Annotated in this window: 15 protein-coding genes; all 15 read left to right on the top strand. The window is 38.8% G+C overall.

The features are described from left to right. Window position 1 precedes the first annotated feature (1 nt). The 15 genes from flhA to V7124_RS08060 all read left to right on the top strand — a co-directional run bounded on the left by flhA (window position 2) and on the right by V7124_RS08060 (window position 20,430). The gene (gene flhA, locus V7124_RS08130; protein ID WP_335412165.1) at window positions 2-2,032 is read left to right on the top strand and encodes a flagellar biosynthesis protein FlhA; all 2,031 of its coding nucleotides are present in this window, start codon (window positions 2-4) and stop codon (window positions 2,030-2,032) included. After that, the gene (gene flhF, locus V7124_RS08125) at window positions 2,029-3,156 is read left to right on the top strand and encodes a flagellar biosynthesis protein FlhF (protein ID WP_335487872.1); all 1,128 of its coding nucleotides are present in this window, start codon (window positions 2,029-2,031) and stop codon (window positions 3,154-3,156) included. Before flhA ends, flhF begins: the two co-directional genes overlap by 4 nt. Further along, window positions 3,116-3,985, top strand: coding sequence for a MinD/ParA family protein (locus V7124_RS08120; protein ID WP_335487869.1), 870 nt, complete (start codon window positions 3,116-3,118; stop codon window positions 3,983-3,985). The genes flhF and V7124_RS08120 overlap by 41 nt, the downstream gene beginning before the upstream one ends. Before the next feature lie 22 nt (window positions 3,986-4,007). After that, window positions 4,008-4,715: a sigma-70 family RNA polymerase sigma factor gene (locus V7124_RS08115; protein WP_335487866.1), complete on the top strand. Its 708-nt coding sequence runs from the start codon at window positions 4,008-4,010 to the stop codon at window positions 4,713-4,715. Window positions 4,716-5,243: 528 nt separating this feature from the next. Beyond that, window positions 5,244-6,485 (top strand): ABC transporter substrate-binding protein, encoded by a 1,242-nt coding sequence (locus V7124_RS08110; protein WP_335487864.1) that lies wholly within the window; start codon window positions 5,244-5,246, stop codon window positions 6,483-6,485. Between the two features lie 280 nt (window positions 6,486-6,765). Next, the gene (locus tag V7124_RS08105; protein WP_335412150.1) at window positions 6,766-7,704 is read left to right on the top strand and encodes a carbohydrate ABC transporter permease; all 939 of its coding nucleotides are present in this window, start codon (window positions 6,766-6,768) and stop codon (window positions 7,702-7,704) included. Further along, window positions 7,701-8,522, top strand: coding sequence for a carbohydrate ABC transporter permease (locus V7124_RS08100; RefSeq protein ID WP_335487861.1), 822 nt, complete (start codon window positions 7,701-7,703; stop codon window positions 8,520-8,522). Before V7124_RS08105 ends, V7124_RS08100 begins: the two co-directional genes overlap by 4 nt. Before the next feature lie 21 nt (window positions 8,523-8,543). Next, window positions 8,544-11,606 (top strand): glycoside hydrolase family 2 TIM barrel-domain containing protein, encoded by a 3,063-nt coding sequence (locus tag V7124_RS08095; RefSeq protein WP_335487859.1) that lies wholly within the window; start codon window positions 8,544-8,546, stop codon window positions 11,604-11,606. Between the two features lie 78 nt (window positions 11,607-11,684). Beyond that, window positions 11,685-13,370, top strand: a complete 1,686-nt coding sequence (locus tag V7124_RS08090; RefSeq protein ID WP_335487856.1) for an amylo-alpha-1,6-glucosidase — start codon at window positions 11,685-11,687, stop codon at window positions 13,368-13,370. Continuing rightward, complete coding sequence (locus V7124_RS08085; RefSeq protein ID WP_335412137.1) at window positions 13,371-14,258, top strand: DMT family transporter; 888 nt, start codon at window positions 13,371-13,373, stop codon at window positions 14,256-14,258. It abuts the gene before it with no gap. Window positions 14,259-14,267: 9 nt separating this feature from the next. Beyond that, complete coding sequence (locus tag V7124_RS08080; RefSeq protein ID WP_335487853.1) at window positions 14,268-15,266, top strand: LacI family DNA-binding transcriptional regulator; 999 nt, start codon at window positions 14,268-14,270, stop codon at window positions 15,264-15,266. 71 nt (window positions 15,267-15,337) lie between these two features. Then, window positions 15,338-17,032 carry a sensor histidine kinase gene (locus V7124_RS08075; protein ID WP_335487850.1) on the top strand — a complete coding sequence of 565 codons (1,695 nt, stop codon included), beginning with the start codon at window positions 15,338-15,340 and terminating at the stop codon, window positions 17,030-17,032. 5 nt (window positions 17,033-17,037) lie between these two features. Beyond that, window positions 17,038-18,180, top strand: coding sequence for a response regulator transcription factor (locus tag V7124_RS08070; RefSeq protein ID WP_335487846.1), 1,143 nt, complete (start codon window positions 17,038-17,040; stop codon window positions 18,178-18,180). A gap of 144 nt (window positions 18,181-18,324) precedes the next feature. Beyond that, a complete protein-coding gene (locus tag V7124_RS08065; RefSeq protein WP_335487922.1) occupies window positions 18,325-19,590 on the top strand; it encodes a sugar ABC transporter substrate-binding protein in 1,266 nt (421 codons plus the stop codon). Between the two features lie 60 nt (window positions 19,591-19,650). Continuing rightward, window positions 19,651-20,430 carry an SDR family NAD(P)-dependent oxidoreductase gene (locus tag V7124_RS08060; protein ID WP_335487844.1) on the top strand — a complete coding sequence of 260 codons (780 nt, stop codon included), beginning with the start codon at window positions 19,651-19,653 and terminating at the stop codon, window positions 20,428-20,430. Window positions 20,431-20,479 lie beyond the last annotated feature (49 nt).

Genomic DNA, 20,479 nt, shown 5'->3' with positions numbered 1-20,479 from the left:
TGTGAGTTTAAAAAATCTCGGAGTATTGCTCGCCGTCATCATGATCGTTGCGATGATGGTGATCCCATTACCGACGTTTCTTTTAGATATATTACTGATCATTAATCTATCGATCTCGATTATGATTCTATTAATTACCATGAACACCAAAGAACCGCTAGATTTCTCAATCTTTCCTGCCCTTCTATTGCTGACAACTCTCTTTCGTCTTGCTTTGAATGTATCCAGCACACGGATCATCCTTTCAACAGCAAAGGCTGGAGCAGTTATTGAAACGTTTGGTGACTTTGTCATTGGCGGAAATATGGTTGTAGGATTTATTGTCTTTTTAATCCTAGTGATTGTTCAATTCATTGTAATTACTAAGGGTTCAGAACGGGTAGCGGAAGTGGCGGCCCGCTTTACGTTAGATGCTATGCCCGGAAAACAAATGAGCATTGATGCTGATTTAAATACGGGAGTGATTAACGATCAGGAAGCGCGTCTAAGAAGAAGCAAAGTCGAACGAGAAGCGGATTTTTACGGTTCGATGGATGGTGCAAGTAAATTTGTAAAAGGCGATGCGATCGCAGGCATTATAATTCTAATTATTAATATTATAGGTGGATTTATCATTGGAATGACCATGCACGGCATGGATTTTTCGCAAGCTATCAATACATTTACACTATTATCTGTTGGTGATGGACTGGTGAGTCAGATCCCCGCACTGTTAATTTCGACGGCAACAGGGATTATGGTAACGAGAGCAGCTTCTGAGGGTAATCTTGGTGATGATTTAACGGAGCAAATGTCCGCATACCCAAGCCTTTTGTATATTGTAGCAGGATGTATTGCCTTGCTCGGTATCGTAACACCAATTGGAATATTTCTTACATGGGGTATTGCTGGATTACTCGCTTTTGCTGCGTATTCTATTCAAACGAAGCGCACAAAACAAGAGGAAGCGATTGAAAGTACACAAACGGAACAAGAGATTGAAGCCGTTCGCAAGCCAGAAAATGTATTTGCCTTACTGAGAGAGGATCCGATTGAGTTCGAATTTGGGATTGGTCTTATTATGCTCGCAGATGTCAATCAAGGCGGAGATTTATTGGATCGGGTTGTTGCGATTCGCCGGCAAATTGCGTTGGATTTAGGATTAGTGGTTCCTGTCATTCGCATTCGTGATAATATCCAGCTCCACCATAATGAGTACGTGATAAAAATAAAAGGAAATGAAGTAGCTAAGGGTGAGATTTTATTAGACCATTTCTTGATGCTAAATCCTAATGATGAAGAACATGGAATCGATGGAATTGAAACGGTAGAGCCGACATTTGGACTGCCTGCGTTATGGATTACAGAGGACAAGCGAGATGATGCAGAGCTATTTGGCTATACCGTCATCGACCCTTCTTCAATTGTCAGCACCCATCTTTCAGAAACGATTCGCAAATTTGCTCATGAAATTTTAGGACGTGAAGAAACGACACAATTAATTAATCATGTGAAAGAAAACCAGCCATCCTTAGTTGAGGAGTTAATTCCGAATATCCTTTCTGTTGGTGATGTTCAGAAAGTGCTACAAAAGCTATTAAAGGAGAATGTTTCGATCAGAAGCCTTACCTCCATATTTGAAGCACTTGCAGATTATTCGGTCTATACAAAAAATCCTGACATCCTAACGGAATACGTAAGACAAGCCTTAGCTCGACAATTAACGTCCCAATATGTACGGAATGGCGTGGTTCACGCAATTCAGGTCGGAGCAGGAATTGAAAAGAAATTAGCTGATTCGATCCAACGGACAGAGCAAGGAGATGTTCTTACCATTGACCCGGAATCTTCGAACCAAATGATTCATTCCTTTTCGCAAAAAATTGAGCAAATGTCTCAACTAGGAATCCGACCCATTATCTTAACTTCAGCGGGGATTCGGATGTATGTACGGCAAATGATGGAACGGACCTTAGCTGACATCCCAATCCTATCGTATAACGAGTTGGAACCAAATGTCGAGGTGCAGAGTGTTGGAGTGGTAAATCTATGATCATTAAAACGTATGTAGTCAAAAACGTAGCAGAAGCATACCCAATCATCTTTCAGGATTTAGGAAAAGAGGCGTTCATCCTAAATACGAAGACCATAAGGACAGGAGGCTTTTTCGGGCTTTTCCGTAAAAAACAGATAGAAGTAGTTGCCGCAGCCGACCACTATGCAGAAAAGCCGGCTCGCCAGGAAATGGCTGTCCAAGTCGAAAAACCGGCAAATGACTCCCAGATAGAAGTATTGAAAGAGCTGTCCGAAGTAAAGGGATTAATAAGTGCCATCGTAAAGGAAGAACAGAAAACGATACCGACGGCGGTGGAAAAGTGGGTGCTTCGCCTTCGGGAGCAAGAAGTCGACGAAGAAGTGATTCAATATATCGTAAAAAAAGTGAAAATGAAGCAGATTCAAAACCTATCTGCTAAAGAAATTGAGCAATGCTTCTTAGCGATTATTGAACAGCTTTTTGAAGAAGGAAAAGCAAAAGATACAGAATCTCGTTCGTTTCTGATTACCTTAGTAGGACCTACTGGTGTAGGTAAAACAACCACCATTGCCAAGTTAGCGGCGGCGCGTGTTTTTCAACAAAGGCAGAAGGTTGGATTGTTGACGACCGATACCTATCGAATTGCCGCAGTGGAGCAGTTGAAAACGTACGCTGGGATTTTGAATATCCCGTTAGAAGTCGTTTCCAATCCAAACGATTTGCAAAAAGCGATGGCGGCCTTGAAAGACTGCCATATGATTTTTATGGATAGTGCCGGCCGAAATTATCTAGAGGAAGAATATATTGAAGAAATCAATCAATATTTGCGTTTCGACGCCCCACAAGAAAATTATTTAGTTCTAAGTATGACAACCCGGTGGAGAGATATGCGGAAGATCGTTGAACATATGAAATCTGTCCCGATTGATAAGCTTATTTTAACAAAGTGGGATGAAACGAGCTGCTACGGTGTGGCTCTTAATATGGTCTATCACTATCCGTATCCTTTGACCTATGTGAGTTTAGGACAAGGAGTACCTCAGGATATTATGCAGACAGACCCCCTTTTTATGGCAAAAAAGATACTAGGAGTAGATGAGAATGAAGCAGGATCAGGCACACCAATTAAGACAATTATCTAACTCACTAGTTAGCCAAGGACGGACTTCCCGTGTTGTCACGATTGCCTCCGGTAAGGGCGGCGTGGGGAAATCAAACTTCACCTTAAGTTTCGCGCTTAGTTTAATGGAGCTGGGAAAGAAAGTAGTTGTGATCGATCTCGATATTGGCATGGCAAACTTAGATATTTTAATGGGGACGACTCCAAAGCATCACTTGTGGGACATGATCAGGGAACGGAATAGCATTTGGAGTGTATTAGAAAAAGGACCGAATGGATTGGAATACCTTGCTGGGGGTTCTGGATTTCAACAACTTCTTCAATTACAGGATGATGAAAGACAGTTTTTTTTCCAAGAGTTAGAAAAACTTCATGGCTATGCTGATATTATTCTGATTGATACGGGTGCTGGTTTAACGATGGAATCACAGCAATGTCATCTATCAGCGGATGACATTATCCTTCTTACCACGCCAGAACCGACTGCAATCGCCGACGCTTATTCCGTTGTGAAAATATTGCATAGTCAAAATCCTGAATTAACATTTCATCTGGTTGTTAATCGTGTAGCACGCGAAAAAGAAGGAATTGAGGTTGCAAGTAAATTCAAGTTAGCGGTCCAATCTTTCTTAAAGAAAGAAATAAAGATCTTCGGAGCGATTCCGGATGACGCCGCTGTTATGCAATCTGTACTGAAACAAGTTCCTTTTTATATCGCCTTTCCACGAGCTGCTGCTTCGTTGACGCTAAGAAATTTAGCTGAAAGATTTGTGTCAGGTAACACGGTGCCACAAGAACACAAAGGTATAAAGGGGTTTATTCGAAATTTTTCAAGAATGCTAAGGTCATAATGTTTGGGAAGGGGAATATAGAGTGAATTGGAATGCAGAAGAGGCAATGGATCAATATATTCCATTGGTTCATAGAGTTGTTAGACATATGAAAAGAAGCCTATCGGACGCAGCGGATGAAAATGACCTCATTTCTTATGGAATGACAGGTTTATGGGATGCAGGCAAAAAATTTGATCCTACACAAGGAATTAAATTTGAAACCTATGCGGCTCAGCGGATTCGTGGCGAAATTCTTGATGGAATACGACAAAATGACCATGTATCCCGTACATTAAGAAAAAAAGAGAAGACCTTCCGGAATGCCTTGGACACCTTAGAACAGTCCTACATGCGCCGTCCCACCCCGAAGGAGGTCAGCGAGCATATGGGAATAAGTATGAAAGAATATGAACAAACACAATTACAGCTATCCTTTATACATCAAGACTCATTAGACGAACCGAAAAGCTTGGAAGAAAATGCAGCAGTTCAACAAATTGAGGACAACAAATCGATTAAGCAGGATGAATGGCTCGAGGCAAAGGAACGAAAAAAAGCCTTAGCGGACTTGATTGACACCCTCCCAGAAAGGGAAAAGCTCATTTTGGCACTCATATACTTCGAAAATTTAAGCTTCACAGACGTAAGTAAAGTTTTTGGATTACATAAATCCCGCATCTCACAGCTTCATAATCAGGCCATCAAACGATTACGTAAAACACTCGAGACACAGGGTGTAGAATGGTAAATTGCTCTTAAAAAAGATGAATCGTCTCCCGCGAATCGTCTTTTTTTTATTGGCTGTGTTAAACTAGGCTGTTGATTTACGCTACAGGGGCTACGCTTTCCGCGGGCTCACCCGTGAGCCTCCTCGCCGCTTCGCGTCTGCGGGGTCTCACTCAGCTCGTGCATCCCGCAGGAGTCGAGCCCCTTTCGCTCCAATCAACAGATTCTAAAATCAACAGTATCCTTTAACACAGCCTTTTTATTAGATTATTCTCAGATTTTACTAAAATACAGACAAAGAATCTCATAAACTATTAGATTCATATTCGATCGCTTTTAAGTGTAAAACCTATTAACCTGTTCAGAACCCAATATTATTCCAATTAAACACCATTATTTTACGCTATTTATAGAGGGGAATTTTACCAAAAGATAGAAATCTAATAATTACCAAAACACTAATATATTTTTAGTAAAATAATATATGAAAGCCTTTACTTTTAGTAAAATCGCTATTATAATAATCCTATAAACAGCTAGGAGGGATAGAATGAAAGTTTCAAAGAAAATGAAATTGTTTTTCCTTTTTACTATTATAGCAACACTGCTTTTATCCGCTTGCAGCAGCTCAACCGATAAGGCCGGAAAGGAAGCTGCAGATGGCAAAGTTAAGTTAAGGTTTGCGACTTGGGACGTAGGCGATGATGTCGACCTGCAACAAGGATTAATTGATCAATTTAATAAAGAAAATAGTGATATTGAAGTAGTTTTGGAAGCGTACGGCGGTGAATATGATACAAAAATTACTGCTGGTATTGGCGCGAAAGATGCTCCAGATATTATGTATATGTGGAATTACCCTCAATACAAGGATGCCTTAGAACCGCTTGACTCTTATATAGAAGATAAAGGGGAAGAGTATAAAGGCAATTTCTATGAAGCGTTATGGAATTATAATGCGGTTGATGGTGATACTTACGGGCTCCCTGTAGGTTATACGACGCATGTTGTTTACTATAATAAAGATTTATTTGATGCAGCAGGAATTGAGTATCCTCAAGCTGGCTGGACATGGGAAGATTTACAGGAAACAGCTAAGAAGCTAACAAATAAAGAAAAGAAAATTACTGGTTTTGCTTTCCCAGGTAAACCTGATCCCTATGATTTTGAAATGTATTTATGGGGCAATGGTGCTTCATATGTAGATAGCAAAGGCAACATAGATGGCAGTTTGAATTCGAAAAAATCAATTGAAACCTTCAATATGTTCCAAAACATGTTAAAAGAGGAAATTGCTATTACCACAGAAGGCTGGGGCGATACCGAAATGAAATCCGGCCGAGTAGGAATGTTTATTAACGGTGCGTGGTATCTTGAAGCATTCAAAGAGGCTGGTATCAACTATGGTGTAGTTGAAATCCCGTCGTTTGGTGATAACCCAAGTGCAAGTATCGTAAGTTCTTCAGGGATTGCGATGTCAAAGGATTCTAAGCATAAAGAAGCAGCATTTAAATTTATGGAGTTTTGGACAGGAGAACAGGCAAATAAAGAAAGACTTTCCTTTGAACTTCCAGTGTTAAAAAGTGTAGTTGAATCTGAAAAGCTTCAAGAAGATCCAATTAAGAGTGTCTTTTATTCAATGCTTGAGCAAAGTGAAGGCTATAACCCAACATCATTTGTGACCGAAGACTGGAGCAAGTTGTCTGATGATTTAAGTTTAGTATTTGAACAAATATTTAATCCAAGTACACGTGTCGACCCTGAAAAAGCCTTAAACAGTGTTGTTAAGTAGGTTGATTTGAAAAATGAGTATATCATGGCAACGTGATATACTCACATTTTTATATTTTTGGCTGTGTTAATGGATACTGTTGATTTTAGAACCTGTTGATTGGAGCGAAAGGCGCTCGACTCCTGCGGGATGTACGAGTAGAGTGAGACCCCACAGGTCGGAACGACCGAGGAGGCTCACGGCGAGCCCGCGGAAAGCGTAGCGACTGTAGCGCAAATCAACAGCCATGTTTAACACAGCCATATTTTTGAAAGAGGTCAAACCATTAAGAGGGAAATATATGTTTACTAAAAAGAACAAACAAAAGAAATTTACATTAGTTCGTAAAAGAGTGCCCTTTTTGTTTATTTTACCGTGGATTATCGGTTTTATCGTTTTTACATTAGGACCTTTAGTTTTTTCATTAATCATGAGTTTGTTTGATTGGCCAATTGCAGGGGAAGCAAAATTTGTTGGATTTGATAACTTTACTAAGATGTTTACGGCCGACCCCCAGTTCTATGATTCTCTCTGGATCACGTTGAAGTTTGCGTTAATATTTGTTCCACTAAACCTCTTGGTTGCTTTAGTGCTGGCACTACTTATCACTCAGCCTATTAAAGGAATTAAGATATTCAGGACAATCTTCTATCTCCCGGCAGTTGTTTCCGGTGTAGCGGTGTCTATTATATGGGGTTGGATGTTTAACTCTGAGTATGGAGTTTTAAATTATATATTATCTTTACTTGGTATAGAGGGACCGAACTGGCTGATTGATCCTAAGTGGGCAATCGTAACGATTGTGATTGCAAGTGCTTGGGGAGTCGGTACGATGATGTTGATCTTCTATACGGATATTAAAGGAATTCCACAAGAAATGTACGAAGCTGCTGCGATTGATGGCGCAGGTCCAATCAGACAATTCATTAGTATTACCATACCGACGATTACCCCAACAATCCTATTCAATGTCATCACTTCTGTCATTGCTGCATTACAGCAATTAACGTTAGTGCTGTTATTAACAGGCGGCGGTCCGTTGAAATCAACCTATTTTTATGGACTATTTGTCTATAACAACGCATTTAAACATCATGAACTCGGCTATGCCAGTGCAAATGCTTGGTTTATGTTTATCATTATTCTTCTATTGACGATGTTAATTTTCAAATCATCATCTGCATGGGTATTCTATGAGGCTGAGGTCAAAACGGAAAAAAAGAGAGGTAAAAAGAAATGAAGATGACGCGAAAATACAAAATCATTATGTATAGCATTCTTGTCCTCTTTTCTCTTTATTTCCTTTTTCCTTTTATCTGGGCATTGATTACTGCACTTAAATCGGAAACGGAAGTATTTAGCTTTCCACCAACGTTTATCCCGGACGTACCACTATTTAGTAACTTTATGGATGCTTGGAACAGCCAGCCGTTTGGAACGTATTTTAAGAACTCAATGATTGTGACGGTGTTAACGACCATCGGGCAACTGATCTCTTGTTCCTTAGTGGCATATGGCTTTGCAAGGTACGACTTTAAGTATAAGAATATTCTCTTTATGTTACTTTTATCAACCATGATGATTCCATGGGACGTTACGATGATTCCACTTTATATGGAATTCAACATGTTTGGCTGGATCAATACATTAAAACCATTAATTGTCCCGGCCTTCTTTGGGTCAGCGTACAATATCTTTTTGCTCAGACAGTTTTTAATGAACATTCCTAAAGATTTAGAAAATGCAGCGAGAATTGATGGAGCAAATGAGTTTCAAATTTTTTATAAAATTTTCCTTCCTATTATGAAGGCACCATTAACCTTGATCGCTGTCCTAAATATCATTTTGGTTTGGAATGACTACCTAGGACCGTTGATTTATTTAAATGACCAATCCAAATATACGATGGCACTTGGCCTTGCTTCTTTCCAAGGTGTACATGAGCTTCAAATTATTCCTATTATGGCGATGACACTCGTGATGATTATTCCGCCAGTAATCGTTTTTGCCTTTGCACAGAAATATATTGTCGAGGGTATCAGCGGTTCGATCAAGTAATAAAGTTCGGAGGAAGATGACATGCAACGTGAAATGAAAAGATGGGAAAATATCCATCTAACAGCACTAAACAGGCTTCCGGCACACACTGATTTTTACAGATACCGTGCATTTAATGAAGCGTTACAATATAAAAAAGAAAATAGTAAGGGATATACTTCACTAGATGGAGATTGGAAGTTTCTATTCTTAGAAGCTCCTGAATTTTCACCAGAAGGCTTTGAAACAGAAGAATTCGATATTGATCGTTTAGATGAAATCGAAGTACCTTCTTGTTGGCAGTTAAAGGGTTATGGAAATATGCATTACACAGATGTCTTATATCCATTTCCAATTAATCCGCCATTTGTACCGCAGGAAAATCCAACAGGAATCTATTTCAAAGATATTCAAATAGAAGAGATACAGGAAAATGAAAAAATCATCATCAAGTTTAACGGTGTCGATTCTGCTTATGATTTCTATGTGAACGGTCAGCATGCCGGCTTTAGCAAAGTCTCTAGATTGCCATCGGAGTTTGACGTAACTGCTTATCTTCGGAATGGTTCCAATCGCTTAACCGTTAGGGTTTACCAATTTTCAGATGGAACCTATTTAGAAGATCAAGATATGTGGTGGCTATCTGGTATTTTTAGAAGCGTCGAATTATATCGAGTTCATCAAGATACGCTTCTTGATGTCACCGTCGATACATTGCCAGATCAAGAGTTTAAAGATTTTACGCTAAAAGTTGCTGGGAAGTTTGCTTCGAGTCACGTTTCAGGACTGACCGTGAAGCTCTTATATCAAGGGACGGAAATCGATCAATTTGCTGCAGAGGTCATCAATGGCGAATTCCAAGTGGAAAGAGAACTGGTAAATCCAAACCTTTGGAATGCCGAGGAACCTAATCTTTATATGGCGGTCCTTGAGTATTCATTAGCGAATGGCGAACGTGAGCTTGTTCCTATACGATTTGGCGTCCGTTCGATTGCTATTACCGACAATGAAATCAGGGTGAACGGGAAAAGGATCTTTTTTAACGGTGTAAACCGTCATGATTTTAATCCGAAAATGGGCAGGACCGTTACCTATGAGGATATGCTTCAGGATGTACTTTTAATGAAAAAGCATAATATCAATGCGGTCAGAACGGCGCATTATCCGAATAATGATGTGTTTTATGATCTTTGTGATGAATATGGTCTCTACGTGATTGATGAAACTGATCTTGAATGCCATGGTTTTGAAAATACAGGGAATTATAACTGGATTAGTGACAATGAATTATGGGAAAATCAGTATGTAGACCGGGCTGTACGAATGGTAAAAAGAGATCGAAATCATCCAAGTGTGATCATTTGGTCGTTAGGCAATGAATCTGGTCAAGGCAGAAACTTTACAGCGATGTATCAAGCAATCAAGGAAATCGATCCTACTCGACTTGTGCATTATGAAGGGGATCGCCATGCGGCTTATAGTGATATGTACACGACCATGTACACTCGATTAAAGGCGCTTGAAGAAATCGGTCAGGATGCGGAAGGGAAAAAGCCGCATATCCTATGTGAATATGGCCATGCGATGGGAAATGGTCCTGGCGGGCTCACTGAATACCAAGAAGTAATGAGAAAATATCCGCGTTTACAGGGTGGATTTGTCTGGGAATGGTATGATCATGGCATTGAACGAATAGATGAGGAAGGAAATACTTATTATCTGTATGGCGGCAATTATGGCGATTTCCCAACAAACGGGAACTTCTGTATTGATGGCCTTGTATTCCCGGACCGGACGCCATCACCTGGATTGATCGAATACAAAAAGGTAATTGAACCAATTGTAACAGAGGCTGTGGACCTAACCGAGCTTAAGGTTAAGATTAAAAACAGATATGATTTTAGAAACCTAGCGGGAATTCAACTGTACATTCAGGTGGAATCTTTTAATCAGCTAATAGAGGAAAAGACGATGACTCTTCCTAGCATAGGGGCACAAGAGGAAATAGAAATCATTCTTCCTATTCATCTAGAAGAGGCCTTGAAACACGATGAGACACACATCCGGTTACGGTATTTAGAACCAAAGAATACGCTGTATGCGAATGAAGGTCATCTGATCACCAGTGAAAGCTTCTTGCTCGAAGCAACAAAGGTTACAAAAGTAGTTGTAAAAGAAAAACAAACCAATCATGAAAGTATCAACGTTCACGAAAACCAAACACTGCTTATTCTTGAGAACGATCTCGTTAAAACCGTTTTTTCAAAGGTTCATGGTGTGCTGGTCTCCTATCAACTGAATGGGGAAGAAATTATTAATAAGGGCCCTGAGTTGACGCTTTGGAGAGCTGTTATTGATAATGATATGTATAAGAAAGACGACTGGATCAATAAGTACTTTCTTAAAAATGCGAAGGAACAATTGGTTTCCTTCGGATATCAAGTTCATGATGACTATGTAGATGTTGAAATAAAAAAATATCTTTCCAGTGTGAATCAAGCGTGGGGCTTTGAACTGAAGTACCACTATCAACTTACACAAAATGGTGCATTAAATCTTCAGCTTACTGGCAGAAAAGTGATTAGAGGAAAAGACATTCCTGAACTGTTGCCGAGAATTGGAATGACGATGCATGTAAACCAAGAGTTCAATGGTGTGACATGGTATGGCAGAGGAGATTCGGAAAGCTACCAAGATAGTAAAAGAAGCCAAAGTATTGGTCTTTATCATAAAACGATCGAGGAAATGCACACGGATTATGTCTATCCACAGGAAAATGGCTCAAGATGTGATACCTCTTTCTTAGCTCTAACGAAGGGCGAACAGTCGATTTTATTTAATTTTAAGGAAATTAGGGATTTTACGATCCACGATTATGAAACAAGTGCATTAGAAGAAGCATCACATCGTGGGAAAATTAAAAAATCACCATTCAATGTGTTAACAATCGATTATCGACAAAGCGGACTTGGAAGCAACAGCTGTGGCGAGGAACAACTTCCAGCCTATCGCGTTGGCGTCGAAGACTTTGAAATCCAGTTGGAAATCAGAGGAGTTCACAAAGATCAGCTGGTAGGAGAAAGCAAATACTTCAGAGTACGATAAAAATTTCAGATAGCAGGGGCAACCCTGCTTATTTGAAATGATAAAGCTGCTACTCATTAAATAACGAGGAGAAATAGGATGAATTTAGATATTAAAGAAATACCATTTTCCAGATTTGGATCCTATTTTTGCGTCTCTCAAGAAAAGGATTCCCAGAGTGTTTATATAAGAGATGTGCATGGCGGTGATGATGCGCCATCAAAACTTTTTCAACTAGATTTTGTAAAAGATGGAGTTGAAAAAGAATATGGGATCCGAGCTTCCGAGGTCAGTGTAATCTTCTTTTTAAAGGAACAGCCGGAACAGATTGCTGCGGAAATCATCATTTCGGAAGAAGATGAACTCCATATAGACGTGCGGGATGTAGAACTACGGCTTAGAGCTACAAAGGTAAAATATGATTCTATCATGGAGATAGAAGATGGGATGTACGAATACCACATCTATCCGAAGGAATTAAAATTGATGATAATCAACCTCACAGGCGAATGGTCTGTTGAGGCCCCGTGGAATATCATTGGCAATGATTTTATTGATATGCGCTTAAAAAATGGTCATTTCGTTCTTGAAAGCTATCGAACTGTTTATGAAAAGAAGGAATACCTCACTTTTAGCCAAGGAAAAGCTCAGGTTGAAAGGCTCTATGAGGAATGGTTTAACACGATGAAAAGGGGATACACTCAATCAAACTATCTCCCTTCTGTAGAACGGGCTTCTTACATTACGTGGTCGAGTGTCGTCCATCCGGATGGACTATTAAAAGATTATGCGATGTACATGTCAAAGCTGTGGATGTATAATATTTGGTCGTGGGACAACTGCTTTAATGCATTAAATTTAGGCGAAAAGTACCCTGAACTCGCCTATGCCCAATTAAAGATTTTTATGGACAATCAAGATGCTTCAGGTGCTTATCCTGATTTTGTCAATGATAAATTCATCTCCTACAATTGTATTAAGCCGCCGGTATTTGCTTATATCTATGAACAGTTAATGGAAAGAAATGATTACTTTAAGGATGAGCAGCGGTTAAGAGCAGTTTATGAATCGACAAAAAAAGTAATGAATTATTTTGAAAGCTATCGCATCTATCCAGGACGGCTTCCCCACTATAAACATGGAAATGATTCTGGCTGGGACAATGCTTCCTTATTTCATGAAGGGATGGTTGTTGAAGCACCAGACCTTGCCAGCTTTTTAATTCGTACGTACGATATCCTCTCTTCCTTTGCAAATCGTTTGGGTGAGAATGAAGAATCGGAAGGATTCGTGTCGAAAGCAGACGCTTTGTTTACCCTTTTGCTGGAGAGACTTTATGATGATGTCGGTTTTTACGGTCGTGTGGGTAAAAATGCGGAGAAAATTACGGTACGGTCAAGTTTAATTCTTAGGCTGCCAGTTATCATTGGGTATCGGTTGGATAAAAGTATGATGGACCGCTTAGTGGCTGACTTGGAAGCAAACTTCGAGACTAGATATGGATTAGCAACAGAAAGTATTTATAGCAGCTATTATAAAGAAGATGGTTATTGGCTTGGGCCAATTTGGGCTCCAGTTACCTACCTCTTCATTGATTCTTTAAAAAGGTATGGATACGAAGAAACGGGCAATCGATTAAGGGATAAGTTTCTTGACCTCACCCTTGTGGGAGGAATGGCGGAAAACTTTGATCCCCATACGGGAACAGGGTTAGTGGACACCTCCTTTACGTGGACTTCGAGTGTATTTCTCGTTCTATTAGAAGACAATCTTAGGGGTGATTAAATGCAAAAGTATATGGGAGAAATAGCCCTTACGATTACAGCGATTATTTGGGGAAGTGGATTTGTTGCCAGCGCGATCTCACTGGAACACTTCACGCCCTACCAGATTTTAGCAGGGAGATTTTTGATTGGTACCCTCATTTTAACCGTTATTTTCCATAAAAGGCTGAAAAGTATTGATAAAAGTACTATGATAAAAGGGGCAGTATTGGGGATCTTTTTATATCTTGCCTTTGCGCTTCAAACGGTAGGACTTCAATTTACAACCCCTTCAAAAAATGCCTTTTTAACGGCTGTTAATGTTGTGATTGTACCGTTTATTGCATTTTTTATGTATAAGCGAAAAATCGATATGTATGAGCTTATGGGCGCTGTGTTAGCGATGATAGGTATCGCGGTATTATCACTTAAACTTTCTGCCGAGATTAATATTGGGGATTTGCTGACACTAGGCTGTGCCTTTGGATTTGCTTTTCATATCTTTTATACGGCTAAATATGTAAAAGATACAGATCCTGTTTCATTAACGCTTGTGCAAATGATGACGGCTGCAATCATCGGAGTCATCGTTGTCTTATTCAAAGGAGAAACATCCTTTGTTGTTCAAAAGGAAGGTATACTATCCCTCCTTTATCTTGGTGTTTTTTCAACAACGATTTGCTATCTCTTACAAACGGTTGCTCAGAAAATGATAACAGAAACAAAGGCTGCGATTATTCTTTCAACAGAATCGTTTTGGGGAATGGTGTTTTCGGTTGCGATTTTAGATGAAGCGATAACGATAAAAATGGTGCTTGGTGCTATCCTCATTCTTGTTGCCATCATCATTTCAGAAACAAAATTACCTTTTTTAAAAAAGAATAAACTTAAAGAAATAACTAGCAGGTAGGGGGAAATAATGGCCACGATAAAAGATATAGCCCATTTAGCTAATGTTTCAATCACTACCGTATCAAGAGTACTAAATTACGATGAAACATTAAATGTCTCACCAGAAACTAGGAAGCGAATTTTTGAAGCGGCGGAGGAGTTAGCCTATGTAGTAACTCCGAAGAAAAAGCCTAAGAGTAAGTGGAAAATAGGGCTCTACGATTCCTTCTCACTCGAGGAAGAGCTAGTAGATACCTATTACTTATCGATAAGGGTTGCCTTAGAGAAAAAGCTGAAATCTAATAGCATTGATTTTGTTAGGATTGACAAGGAAGGTAACGGGGACAATTTCCGGAAAATCGATGGAATCTTGGCCCTAGGGACTTTTAAGAAAAAGGATATTGAAAAAATTAAGAGTTTTAAAAAACCATGTGTCTTTGTTGATTCTAACCCAGACGATTATTATTTTGATTCGGTTGTGATTGATTTCAATTCTGCCACCAAAAATGCTCTTAATTATTTAACACAATTAGGTCATGAAAATATCGGTTTTATAGGCGGGGTTGAAACCGATATGTACGGCAATCGTTTTAAAGATTTACGGCAGGATGTGTTTGAAAATTATCTAAAGGAAAAGGGTATTTTCAAAGAGGAATTAGTCAAAATTGGCGGCTATGATCCAAAGGATGGATATACCAATCTAAGAGAAATGCTATCAGCCGATCCAAAGCCGACAGCTGTTTTTGTTGCGAATGATACGATTGCGGTCGGATGCTATAAAGCTGCCTCTGAGCTAGGAATAAAAATCCCGGATGATTTGAGCATAGTTGGATTTAATGATGTCGCAACTGCGCAATATATGGTTCCCCCGTTAACGACTGTTAAATTATATACAGAGATTATGGGTGAAACCTCTGTGGATTTACTGCTCGAGCGACTAGTATCAAAGAGAGAAGTTAGTAAGAAAATCACGATAAATACGAAGTTGATTGTAAGAGAAAGTGCTTCAGCACCTCAAAAGAAATAATCTTATCTGGGGGTGCTGGACACTCTTCTTTTTTATGTCCACACAATTTGTTCTACAAGGTGGCAAAAACGTTGAAAAAACTTGGAGTGAAAATAAAAAGCTTTTCTTTTCAAAGCATTCGTACAAAAATGGTACTGTTTTTTCTCATCGTTGCCCTGCTTCCATTACTGTTATTTGGATTCCTATCCTATGGAAAGTCTTCTGAAATTGTGAATAAACAATTTAATGAATATGAACAATTTGCTGTTTCTCAACTAGATAAACAAATTGAAAATATATTTGAGCAAATGTATGTCGTTTCGAAAGATATTAATCAGTATTTATCGGATCCAACCTTGGTCATCTTACAGGAAGAAATCCCAAGAACCTATACAGGGTTTATAGAAATCAAAAATTTTGAAAGATATTTAGAAGCACATAAAACCTATGACACAAAGGGAATCTACTTAATTACCAATACAGGCTATTATTATGGAAATAACCGTTTGGATATACATAAGCTTTTCCAAAAGCCGTTTTGGAAAGAAATTAATCGCTTGAAAGAAGGAGATCTCTGGATAGGGTTTTATAATTCTGACCATTATTACACGGGTAAAAAAGATGAAAAAATCATCGGGCTTGTTTTTCCAATTCAAAGTGATTTTGGGGTATTGAAAGGAAGCAAACTGTTAGTTGAAACAAATGCGGAGGAGCTGTTCTCTTATATTGGTTTTTTAGAAAATGAGCTTCACTCTTCTGTCACTCTTAAAAATGGTAAGAACCAGGTAGTCTATCAAACAAAAAATGCTCCGAAGGAATTGACATCAGATATTATCTGGAACAACCACTTTGATGCCTATGGATGGGATATCCATGTTCGCATACCTCAAGAATATTATTATCAATCATCCAATGTGATTTTACGTTATACATTAGTGGCTATTTTATTTTCAATCATACTTTTATCGGTGCTTGCTGTCGTATTTTCTGTTCCGCTTACGAAGGGTATTAAAAGTCTTAATTCCTCGATGAAGCGAGTCAGTGAAGGAAACTTAGATACACAGATCACCATTACCTCTAATGATGAATTAGGAGTTTTATCTCAAAGCTTTAATAATATGGTCAATCAAATTAAGGGATTAATTGAGAAAATCAGTACGACAGAACGTTTAAAAAGGCAAGCAGAATTAAAGGCTTTTCATTATCAAATTAACCCTCATTTATTGTTTAATACCTTAAACTCAATTCAATGGAAGGCAAGACTCTTAGGTGCAAAGGAAGTTCAAGAGATGATCTACCATTTAACGGAGGTTCTACATGAAAATTTAAATTTTGCTGATGAGTTAATTCCGTTAAAAAAGGAACTCCAGACGATCAAACATTACTTAAAGGTTCAAGAAATACGTTATGGCCAAACATTTGAATATATAGAAACTATTCATTCGGACTGTTTGGACTATTTAATTCCAAGGATGACCCTCCAGCCGTTGTTTGAAAATACCTTTTTCCATGCGTTTGAGGATGGAAAAGGAAGGATTGAACTAGAGATTATCGCTCAACCTGAGTATCTAGAACTTACCTTAACCGATAACGGCAAAGGAATGAATGAAGAAACCATTGAAAAGCTTCTCCATCCAAAACATCAGGGTGTAAATGGGAAAGGAATAGGTGTTTTTAATGTCCATCAACGTGTAAGGCTTCACTTTGGAAATGAGTATGGCTTATCTATCGACTCCGTTGTGGGGTTGAAAACAATCTTTCACATTAAATGGCCGAAAAGGAGATAACGTTGATGATAAAGGTATTGATTGCAGATGATGAATTCATTGTTAGGAAAGGATTAATCGCAACGGTAGATTGGAAGAAATTTGGAATGGAGGTAATTGCTGAGGCGCCTAACGGTCAAAAAGCTTGGGAGCTCTTTCAGCAGCATTGCCCTGAAGTCGTCGTAACCGATATTGTCATGCCTGAAATGAATGGAATTGAGCTTGCTAGAAACATAAAACAGAATTCTCCAGCTACTAAAATATTATTGCTGAGCTGCCATCGAGACTTCACTTTTGCACAGGAAGGGATGAATATTGGTGCTTCAGGTTACATAGTAAAAACAGCTTTTGAAGACAATCAATTCGAAGAATACCTTGGACGCATTGAACATGAAATTAATCATGCTAATGTTCAGAATTCCTATGACACATCCTATCTCGCAAAGGAGTTCTATGAATGGTTATGTGGCTTTGAAAATTCGTTTCCCAAGCTCGTTGGGGAACTATTTACTTATGAGTGGAATTGGATGGAGAATCCATATGTTATCTATTTAATTAACGGACTAAATAGCAGCGAGTTTTTTCAGGAGAATCTATCTGGTGGGGGAATGCAATTTGTTTTGATTCCTTGTGGGCATGAACAAGCCTTTATTTTTATCCAGGAAAAGTCAAAAGCAAATTTTGAACATCTTCTAGTTGAAGCTAGAAGTAATAATTCCACCATTCGTTGGATGGAGCATGGGCCAAATCGAGGAATGAATGAATGGATGAATGGAGTGACAAAACTTTTCAAAAGGTTCAAATTTGAAAAACAATTTAAGGTTTCGATGGAGGATTGGCCACTCCCCATTCATAAGGCTGTTCAAATCATGATCCAAGATTTAGATAAATCTTTTTCATCCAGCTATATTGCCAATGAAGTGGGGTTAAGCCGAAGTCATTTTAGCACCATGTTTAAAAAAACAGTTGGAGAAAGCTTTATTACCTTTATAGAAAAGCTGAAAATCAAAGCTGCGTGTGAACTTCTTGAAAATACTTCGCTTCCTTTACAAGATATTGGTGAAAAAATAGGCATTCAGGATGGAAAATATTTTAGCAAATGGTTTAAAAAATGTATGGGAAAAACACCTTCGGAATATCGACAGAACAAAAAGCAGAATGTGAGCTAACAAAATTTCCCTATCATGTATCACTTAACGAAAATTCAAACAATAGTGCAAAAAGAGGAAGATGATTTAACGTTCTAGGCCGCTTTCATTCAAGTTATAATGAAAGCGGTTTCTGATATCTTGAAAGAAAAAGAGGAACTAGTGATGAAGAAATTCAGGACGACTTTTCTGGCACTCATTTTAGTATTTGTTATAGCTGCCTGTTCAGACCACCAATCTAGCAGCAGGGCTGATCAAACAGTAAAGGAAAATAACGAAACAATAGTCCTTCGTTTTGCAACCTGGGATTCTGGAGAAGCACTAAAAATTCAAGAAAAGATTGCTAAAGAATTTGAAGAAAAACATCCATTTATAAAGGTGCAGATGGAGGCATATGGTGATGAATTTGATCAAAAGTTAGCTACCGCATTTGGCGCAAAAAATCCTCCAGATGTCATGTATATGTGGAATTATCCTGTTTATTTTCAATCACTTGAACCACTTGAAAATTTTATTAAAAGAGATCCGACGATCGACTTGAATGATTTTTACCAAGGGCTCTTTAACTATTCAACTATGTATCGGAAACTGTATGGAATGCCAGCAGGCTTTACAACAAGGGTGGTCTATTATAACAAGGATTTATTTGACGCCGCGGGTGTCCCTTACCCAAAGGATGGGTGGACATGGGATGACTTTAAAAGTGTTGCAAAAAAATTATCTAATCCTGTTTTAGGGCAGTATGGATTCGGGGTAAGACCAGAACCAGATACGTATGACCTCCAAGGCATTGTATGGAGCAATGGCTCAAGCTTCATTAGTGAGGATGGAAAGAAAATCGACAGCTATATGAATAGCCCAGAAACCATCGAATCGATCGAGCTATTTGCAGAAATGGTCAAGGAAAAAAGCGCAGTATTTGTTGGCGGTAAAAATCAACAAAGTGGTGAAGAGGTTTTTATGGAAGGCAAGATTGCCATGTGGGAAAGCGGAATTTGGCCATTGGAAGAGTTTAAAAAAGCTAAGGTGAACTTTGGAACAGTTGAAATGCCCGCATTTAAAGGAAAAACAGTTAAAGGTGTTATTTCTTCTTCGGCCATTTCGATTGCAAAGGACTCAAAAAATAAAGATCTTGCATGGGAATTTGTAAAATATTTCTCCTCCCCAGAAGCCATTAAATTGAGAACAGCTGATTTACCCGTTCGAATCAGTATGGTGAAAGACATGAAAACAGATCAAGACCCATTATTTGGACCATTCTACAAAATGCTAGAGCGATCGAACGCTACACCAGGATATCTGCTGACTAAGAATTGGGATGAAATTAATCAAAATTTATCATCTGCCATAAATGCCATCATGCAGGAAGAGGATGCAAAAGAATTATTGAACAAGGCGGTTATCGACTCAGAGAAATATATGGGGAAATAAAAAAGGGGTTAAAGATTTTCTACTATAGATCAAATCAATTTATTTTCAGGAGGTTTTAAGATGATCACTCAAGATTATTTTGGTTTAGTGGATAAGGTGTGTGTCGTAACAGGAGGAGCATCAGGGATTGGACTAGCTACTGTATCTATTTTAGCTGAAGTTGGCGCTAAGGTGATATTGGTGGATATTAATCAAGAAAACGGTCAAAAGGCCGCGGCTGAGTTACAGAGGAAAGATTATCGGGTGGAATTCTTACAATGTGATGTAAGTAATGGAAGCGATTGCATCACTGTGAGAGATTATATCGAAAAAAATTACGGAAGCATCGATGTCCTTTTTAACAATGCTGGTGTGATCAGAAGAAAAACAGTTGTTGATTTGGAGGAGTCTGATTGGGATTTAGTCATTGATGTTTCCTTAAAAGGAATTTATCTCCTTTCCAAATATTTAATTCCGCTTATGGCTGGCAGTGGCGGTGGAAGTATCATTAATACCGGCTCTGGATGGGGAATAAAAGGTGGAGACCAGGCAGCTGCTTATTGTGCCGCTAAAGCCGGAGTTGTAAATTTAACAAAGGCAATGGCCATCGATCATGGTCCACAAAATATTCGAGTGAACTGTATTTGTCCGGGCGATACTGATACCCCATTATTACGGGATGAAGCGAAGCAATTACAGCTGAAGGAGGATGATTTTTTAGTATCCTCTGCAAAAGGCCGGCCATTAGAAAGACTTGGAACACCAAGGGATATTGCCAAAGGAGTCTTATTCCTTGCCAGTGACTTGTCAGAATGGGTAACAGGTACAGATTTAATTGTTGATGGCGGCGGTTTAGCTTAATTTTTTGTAAAATTGGGAATTTAAACACTTACTATTTCACCCTACAAGG

Origin of the sequence: Neobacillus niacini, from assembly GCF_036961885.1 — a bacterium.
GTDB classification, from domain to species: domain Bacteria; phylum Bacillota; class Bacilli; order Bacillales; family Cytobacillaceae; genus Neobacillus; species Neobacillus niacini_H.
This window is presented reverse-complemented; position numbering and strand designations above follow the sequence as displayed.